This window comes from Trinickia sp. Z7, from assembly GCF_056498045.1.
Genome location: NZ_JAUEQW010000018.1, coordinates 85,341 through 92,440 on the forward strand (window position 1 = coordinate 85,341; position 7,100 = coordinate 92,440).

Consider the following 7,100-nt stretch of genomic DNA (forward strand, 5'->3'; position numbering starts at 1 on the left):
CGTCAGTCGCCGCCGGTTCGTCACGAGGCCGATATCAACAGAGACAACATGACGTACTACGTGATCCGCAGGTGGGCGAAGATGGGAATCTTCAGCGCGCCCAGCACGACCGCAAAAACCACTGTTGCGGCAAGCGCCGCCGCTACCACTGCGACGGGCAGCGGCGTCATCGCAATGCCACCGACGGCAAGAAACACGGCGATCACGATATCGGCAACCGACGACGCGACCAGCCAAACACTGGGACGGGAGCCCCACATGCGCCGGCGCTGACGAATCGCGTAGAGCGTCGCCTGACTGCCGAAGACGAGGACCACGAAGGTAAAGGTTTGAAGTGCGTCGGCGCTCAGATCCATCGCGAACCTGCCAATTGCCAGTGCACCAGTACAGAAGGCCAGCAGAGCGACGCCGAGGATCACACCCGCAATCGTTAGATCGCCGATTCGCCAGGTATTCGGCGATGGCGAAGGGTCCACATTGTCCGTCGTCAACGACATGGCGAGAAAATCACCCGCGATCATCAGGATCACCATCAGCAACGGGGTAAGGATCGCGTGCCCCGTCATGAGCAGACCGAACACCAGTAAAAGCGCAGTCACAATTTTCTTGGTGATCGAATTCAGCGTGTAGGTCAGCATGCGCTGGAACGTTACGCGGCCCTCCTTCACCGCCGCCACGATGTCGCCGAGCCCGGGTTCGGTCAGCACCATCCCGGCGGCGGATTTGGCGACGTCGGTCGCCGTCGACACCGCGATGCCCATTTGCGCCTGGCGCAGCGCGGGCGCGTCGTTGGCGCCGTCACCGCACATGCCGACGACATGGCCGCTGTGCTGGAACGCCTTGACGAGCTTGTATTTGTCCTCAGGCAGCACGCCGGCGAAAACCGCGAATGCCTCCGGCTCGACGCCGTCCTGAATGGGGCCCGGAGGACAGATTGCGCCCTCGAGGCCGACCGCGTGGGCGACAATGCCCGCGGTTGCCGGCGCGTCCCCGGTGACCATCAAGGCGCGCACCCCGAGACAGTGCAGCTCCGCAACGAGCGCGGCCGAATCGTCGCGCGGCGGGTCGCTCAGCGCAACCATCCCGACCAGCTTCAGAGCCGCTCGCGCGCCTGCCGCGACGGCGAGCACCCGAAAGCCCTTCCCCTCCAGTTCATCGGCCAGCGCCGCTGCTGCCGGTGACGGTGCTGCAAGCCCCGTGATGACCGCGAATGCGCCCTTCACGATCCGCTGCACACCGCCGGTCGAATCGGTTGCGCTTGCTTCGGACATCTTCTTCGCTGGATCGAAGGGCGTGAATTCGACGAGGGTCGGTGCATCGGGTGCGGCATGCCTCGCGGCGGCCGCGCGAATCGCAGTATCGACCGGGTCCTGGCTCCCCTCGGCGCTCGCCAGCGCCGCGAGCGTCAGCACGTGTTGGCTATCGAATCCGGGCATCGGCCGCACAGCCGTGACAGTTAGCGCGTTGCGCGTCAATGTGCCCGTCTTGTCGGCGCACAGTACGTCCATGGTGCCGGCCTCGTCCACGGCGGTCAGGCGCGTGGACAGCACGCCGCGCCCTGCCAGGGCGCGTGCGCCGAGCGCGGCCGATAGCGTGAAGGTGGCCGGCAACGCCACCGGAATCGACGCAAGCACGGCGGTCAGCACGAGCGGCACGATATCGGCCAACGGCAGATGAAGATACAGCGCGCAGGCCAGCAACATCGCAATGACGACGCCGCTGAATATCGCCAGATTGCGCACGACGAGCAATACCGCCTTCTGCTGCGAACTCACCACGTGCGCAGTGCGGACCAGCTCCGCCGTGCGGCCAAAGCGGGTACGCGCGCCGGTCGCGGTGACAACGGCCACCGCTTCACCGCGCCGCACCAGCGCACCGGCAAATGTCTGCGCGCCGGCCGCGGCTTCGACCGGCACCGATTCGCCGGTGAGCATCGAATGGTCGAGCAGGACGTTACCCGATACAAGCTTCATGTCGGCCGCCACCACGCCGCCCAGCGATAGCTTGACCACATCGCCCGGCACCAGATCCGCGGCCGGGATGATCGACCATGCTCCGTCGCGGTGCACCGAAGCGTTGAGCGCCAGGCGCGATTTGAGCGCGGTTAGCGTCGCCTGCGCTCGGCTTTCCTGAAAGAACCCAAGCGCGGCGTTGAACACGAGGAGCCCCGCAATGATGCTTGCCTCGACCAATTTTCCAAGGGTGCATTCCAGCACGACAGCGGCTTCGAGCATCCACGGCACCGGCGCCCAGAACTTCCCGAGCGCTCTGCGCAACGGGTGCGCAGAGGTATCCGGCATCGCATTCGGACCGGCCTCAGCCAGCCTGCGGCACGCCTCGGCACTGCTCAGGCCGCCCGTCGGCGGTGCTGCCGGCGGACTCGCCACACCGAGTGCCTGACCGGGCTCTTTCACCGCGCCTAGGGTCACGGGGTTCTCCTGTGGTTGCACAGATGCACGCTACAACATCCGGTGCGGGTCCGCCATGAGCTTCTTTCGGTAACGGAAGAAACTCGTTGCGTTAGTTTGGACGCTACATCGGACCGCCAACGCTAGTTCATTCGCCCTTCAATCTTGCGAACCGTGAGCTCCGGCCATCTGGTAGTGAAGGCGTTTTCACACATCGCGTCCCGATGCAGTGAATCGCAGCATCACACGTGGCTACATGTCCCCGCTGCTGTCCGATTCGTCAGATGGATCGACCAGCGTCTCCGCTTTTTTTGATACGATCCGGCCCACGAATGGGCGACGTCTCGTCCTCTGTCCGTAGGCTCGTATCAGAGCCTTAACAAAAACAAACATGAGGGCCGCATGAGCAACACGTATAACTACGGATCTCACGAAGATCTGGAGCCGACAGAGCTTTTCTTAGTCGTCGCAGTGGAACAGACCTGCGAGCAGCTAGGAATCGACGACGTGGAATACGTCATTCTGATTCTTTCCGGTCTGCCGATTTTGCCAACCCGGGCCAAGCCATTGGGCGCGACAAAAGGAACTTCTATCGCGTCCGTTATGTCTCGTTCGTTGTTTCGCTACGAACTGAAAAAGAAGGTCTTGCCGACCTTCACGGTGAGCAGCATAAAAAGGCTTCGCTGGATTTTGACCCACAAGCTGGGCACGTTTGTCGGTCGAACGCTGCCAGGCGTCGGTTGGATGCTGTTGGCAAACGACGTCGCGCAGATCGGGTATCACACCGTCATTCGATACAACCGCATTGTCTCGCCTGAGGATAAGGTGTTTTGATGGGAAACCATACCTGGGAAGACCTTGAATCATTCATCAGAAAGGAAGCATGCGTATCGCCGAAGAAGGCTATCACCCCCGAATCGACGATCGAATACGATCTAGGGCAACAGGGAGACGATGCGGATGAATTCATGCAGCATTTCTTTGAAGTTTTTCGCTTGGACAGAGGCGACTACGACTTTCATCGCTACTTCCTAATGGAAGGAGAGGGGATTCTCTATCATCTCATCATGAAGCTAATGAGAAAGCCACATTCATTCAAACGAGAAACGATGACCGTTGGCATGCTTCACAAAGCGCTCATCGATGGCAAGTGGGACTCGGTCGCGCTCTCGCGACCGAGCGTCGGTGGCCAAAGGTAGAAATTGCGGTCGATCCGCTTCGTGCATCTCTTTCTTCAACCCTCTCCCCGGCCGATGCGACCATCGCTGCGCCTCAACCAGTGTTTCGTTCGCAAGGCGACGATGCCGACGGGTTCATGCAGCACTTCCTTGAAGCATTCCGTTTGGAGACCGGGGACTACGACTTTCGATGCCTCGGAGCCATTCGACGAGCGTCTCGCCGATCCGCGCCGCGTGGTCTTCTTGCAGATAATGAAAACCAGCGCCCAACTCGACTACGCGGATATTGCGCTGCGCCGCCGCGAACTGCATGGCAAACGCGGGAGACACCACCGCACCCGGCGTGCCGACGAACAGTAGCTTCGGATAGGTCGATGTCTTCAGAGCGGCGTGCGCCTCGGTCAGCCAACGGTGCACATCTTCCGGGTGGCCCTCGATCGGCAATTCGTTTGCCAAACGCCAAATCGGTTTGCGCGATTCCTCGGTCGGAAAGGGCTGCCGGTAGGCGGCGCGCTCGTCGTCGGTCAGCGTGCGCTGGATGGAGCCCGGCAAAATCCGCTCGAGGAAAAGATTGTCGCGCTGAATGAGGTCTTGGCCGAGCCCGGGCGTGCGGAACTTCTGAAACGTCGCGCGCGCTTGCGGATTTTGATGGAAGTCGTCCCAGCGGTCGAAAGGCCGAATGAATTCCATGAACGCCAGGCCCTTCACGCGCTGCGGGAAACGAGCGGCGAAGTGAAAAGCCAGCGCCGTGCCCCAGTCCTGCGCGACGATGTAAAAGCGATCCAGCTTCAGAGAATCGATGAAGGCATCAAGATAGCGGACGTGATCGGCGAAGCGATATTCGATGTCAGGCTTGCCGGACTGCCCGTAGCCGATCAGGTCGGGCGCAATGGCCCGGTGCGTCCCCGCGATCGCGGGCAGGATGTTCCGCCAAATGTAGGACGACGTAGGGTTGCCGTGCAGAAACAGCACGACGGACGCATCTTCCGGTCCTTGCTGCCGATAGGCCATCGTCGAAGCCAGGACCGGCACGCGCGGCAGCGAAGAGTTTGCATGTTCAGGCATGGCACGGCTCCTTAGGAAAGTTCGGCTTGGGTAGCGACCATCCTAATTACATGAGCCGGGGTTGATAATATTTGACCGGATGAAAAGACAATTTACCGAGGGTAAGCAATGTAGTCGCATCCGCCCCAAGAGCACGATCATCACGACGGCCACGACGCTTTATTTCTGATCCCGCTTGCTGGACGGGAGGATTACGCAGCAGCAATAAGGCGCTAATGGGGGTCAGGATTTCCCGTTGATCGTCACCAGATAGCGGGCAATATCTTCGATGCTTTCGGGTGGAAGAGGAGCGCCGTAGACCGCACGCATCTTGGTCACTTCGGCTTTCCAGTCGTCAAACGTCAGCGGTGGTTGCCGCATCACCATACCCGCGGAGTGACATATCAGGCAATGACGGTTTGCGAGATCCGATCCAGGTCCTTGCGGGAAAGGGTTACCCGTGGGCAGCGAAACCTGCGCGGTATTCCCCGCAACGCCGCCAGGTGCTTTGGCGGCCACTCCGCCTGATGCGACGGCGCCTGCGATAGAGATGGTCACCCATGCAACCCATGCTTTCATGGTGCGCTCCTCAAGCCGCAACGACGGTCATCGCTTCGATCACATTACGCATGTAGCCGCCGGGATTCCAGTTTGGCTTGTCCGGCTGCTCAACGCCATCGTTGTTGACTGCCTTTACCCTCAGCACCAATTGACCCGCATGTCGCGGAAGGAATGACGCTTCCCAGCGGCGAAAGCTGTATTTTCCGTAATCCTGACCAAGCTTCGCGAGCGTCCATGTCATCCCGTCGTCGGCTGAAAAATGTACCGCGCGGACGCCGGTATCGCCGCCGAACGCAATGCCGCGTATAGGCTGCGGCCTGCCGACATCCACGACAGCGCCGTCGCTCAGGTTCGTGATGAATGAGCGTGGCGCCATCCGGTTGATCGGGACGGTCGTGACCCCGCTCTGGCCCGGTGACACGTTCGCATGAGGCGTGTCTGGAATCTGATATGCCTTGGCCATCCAGAAGTTGGTATCCGGTGTGTCGATGACTTCGATGTCGTCGAGCATCTTCACCCAGTAAGTCGAATACCATCCGGGGACGACCAGCCGCAGCGGAAAGCCGTTTAGAAATGGCAGCGGCTTGCCGTTCATTGCGAATGCCACCATCACTTCGCCATCGCGGGCATGATCAACGCTCAGCGTCTTGACGAAGTCGGGCGTAGCCGCAAGCGCGCCCGTATCGGCCCCATTGAAGCGGACCTGAACCGCGCCCGCCTTCACGCCCGCGCGGTCCAGAATGTCCTTGAGGCGCACGCCCGTCCAGCGCGCGTTGCCCATCGCGCCATTACCCCACTCTCCGCCCGCAACGCGCGGCTTGAAGAATCCTCGCGAGTTCCCCGCGCACTGGTTAACGGCGGCGACCTCGACGCGCTCGAAGTCTCTGGACAACTCTGCAAGTCCGAGCACGACTTCGCGGTGCACCGATCCATGAATCCTGACCCGGAAGCTGCGCGCGTCGATGCTCGTCGGGATGCCAGCCAAGTGCCAGCGCACGAAGAACTGATCGTTGGGCGTGAAAACGCCCCGATCGAAAACGGAGAATGGTGTCTCCAGCAGCGGTGGACGGCTGCGGACCAGTAGCATCTCGCCTTTCTGCGGAAACGCCGTGGTCAATTCCCGCAGGCCGTTTTCAAAGGGCAGAGTAATCGCATTCGCCCCTCTCGCGACGTCTGACAGCCCCCACGTAAGGCAACCAACGCTTGCAGACATGAGGGACTGCAGCAACTGACGACGCCTGATATCGTATCCGTCGATCATCGCTTTCTCCGCGTCCGCGACTGAGTTGGCGCTTTCGTCGCGCCGGCAGATTCAACCCGTACCCAAATTAATATATGTACCTGGACAGCGAGGTTCTACGCGGAGTTACCCGAGCGGTTCATCTTCTCGTTCGAACCCGTGTGCCTGAGCGGTCTGACAGCCAAACGTCCGAGCAACCATGTGGTCCTTGACAGTCAAGGGGCGCATGTCGGATCGCACAATCGCCCGGCTTGCTGAACTGATTGAACCCGAAATCGAGCGCCTTTGCAGGGAATGGAGAAACATACATGGCTAAGATCACTGCTGCCGAAATGGCCGCCGCACGCAAACGCGGTGCAGAGGAGCCGACCATCGTAGCGGCTCGCTTCATACGGTCCACACGCACGCTGGAGGTCACCTTCGTACATGGCGTGAAAATCGCGGTCCCTATCGCACTGCTGCAAGACTTCAGCATGCTGGAGCATGCGCCGACATTGGCCGAACTGGCTGAGGTCGAGGTCTCGGGCGCGGGTACCTCGCTGGTCGGACCTGAATAATCGTGCGAGGCGTATGCAGTAAGGCTGTGAAGCCGAAACGGTGTTGTTGGATTTGCAAGAAGCGGGCATATTGATGCGTGAATCCTGCAAATCCTGACGAGGTGTGGATGGG

At 60.7% G+C, this 7,100-nt stretch carries 7 protein-coding genes; 3 read left to right on the forward strand and 4 right to left on the reverse strand.

The features are described 5' to 3' along the window. Positions 1-56: 56 nt before the first annotated feature. Positions 57-2,429: an HAD-IC family P-type ATPase gene (locus QQS38_RS23110; protein ID WP_479647675.1), complete on the reverse strand. Its 2,373-nt coding sequence runs from the start codon at positions 2,427-2,429 to the stop codon at positions 57-59. Positions 2,430-2,810: 381 nt separating this feature from the next. Between QQS38_RS23110 and QQS38_RS23115 the strand changes: the two genes are divergently transcribed. Then, positions 2,811-3,242, forward strand: coding sequence for an STM2901 family protein (locus QQS38_RS23115; RefSeq protein ID WP_479647676.1), 432 nt, complete (start codon positions 2,811-2,813; stop codon positions 3,240-3,242). After that, positions 3,242-3,607, forward strand: coding sequence for a DUF1493 family protein (locus QQS38_RS23120; RefSeq protein WP_479647677.1), 366 nt, complete (start codon positions 3,242-3,244; stop codon positions 3,605-3,607). The genes QQS38_RS23115 and QQS38_RS23120 overlap by 1 nt, the downstream gene beginning before the upstream one ends. 114 nt (positions 3,608-3,721) lie before the next feature. Here the strand turns inward: QQS38_RS23120 and QQS38_RS23125 are convergent, their stop codons facing one another. The 3 genes from QQS38_RS23125 to QQS38_RS23135 form a co-directional block, all read right to left on the reverse strand. Beyond that, positions 3,722-4,651 (reverse strand): haloalkane dehalogenase, encoded by a 930-nt coding sequence (locus QQS38_RS23125; protein ID WP_479647678.1) that lies wholly within the window; start codon positions 4,649-4,651, stop codon positions 3,722-3,724. Between the two features lie 222 nt (positions 4,652-4,873). Continuing rightward, positions 4,874-5,209 (reverse strand): c-type cytochrome, encoded by a 336-nt coding sequence (locus tag QQS38_RS23130; RefSeq protein ID WP_479647679.1) that lies wholly within the window; start codon positions 5,207-5,209, stop codon positions 4,874-4,876. 10 nt (positions 5,210-5,219) lie between these two features. Next, positions 5,220-6,452 carry a molybdopterin-dependent oxidoreductase gene (locus tag QQS38_RS23135; RefSeq protein ID WP_479647680.1) on the reverse strand — a complete coding sequence of 411 codons (1,233 nt, stop codon included), beginning with the start codon at positions 6,450-6,452 and terminating at the stop codon, positions 5,220-5,222. Between the two features lie 287 nt (positions 6,453-6,739). On the opposite strand from QQS38_RS23135, the gene QQS38_RS23140 reads away from it, so the two are divergent. After that, positions 6,740-6,988, forward strand: coding sequence for a hypothetical protein (locus tag QQS38_RS23140; protein ID WP_479647681.1), 249 nt, complete (start codon positions 6,740-6,742; stop codon positions 6,986-6,988). Positions 6,989-7,100 lie beyond the last annotated feature (112 nt).

Coding starts and splice junctions, on each gene's coding strand:
- QQS38_RS23115 (WP_479647676.1), top strand. CDS start 2,811: ATGAGCAACACGTATAACTACGGATCTCACGAAGATCTGGAGCCGACA.
- QQS38_RS23120 (WP_479647677.1), top strand. CDS start 3,242: ATGGGAAACCATACCTGGGAAGACCTTGAATCATTCATCAGAAAGGAA.
- QQS38_RS23125 (WP_479647678.1), bottom strand. CDS start 4,651: ATGCCTGAACATGCAAACTCTTCGCTGCCGCGCGTGCCGGTCCTGGCT.
- QQS38_RS23130 (WP_479647679.1), bottom strand. CDS start 5,209: ATGAAAGCATGGGTTGCATGGGTGACCATCTCTATCGCAGGCGCCGTC.
- QQS38_RS23135 (WP_479647680.1), bottom strand. CDS start 6,452: ATGATCGACGGATACGATATCAGGCGTCGTCAGTTGCTGCAGTCCCTC.
- QQS38_RS23140 (WP_479647681.1), top strand. CDS start 6,740: ATGGCTAAGATCACTGCTGCCGAAATGGCCGCCGCACGCAAACGCGGT.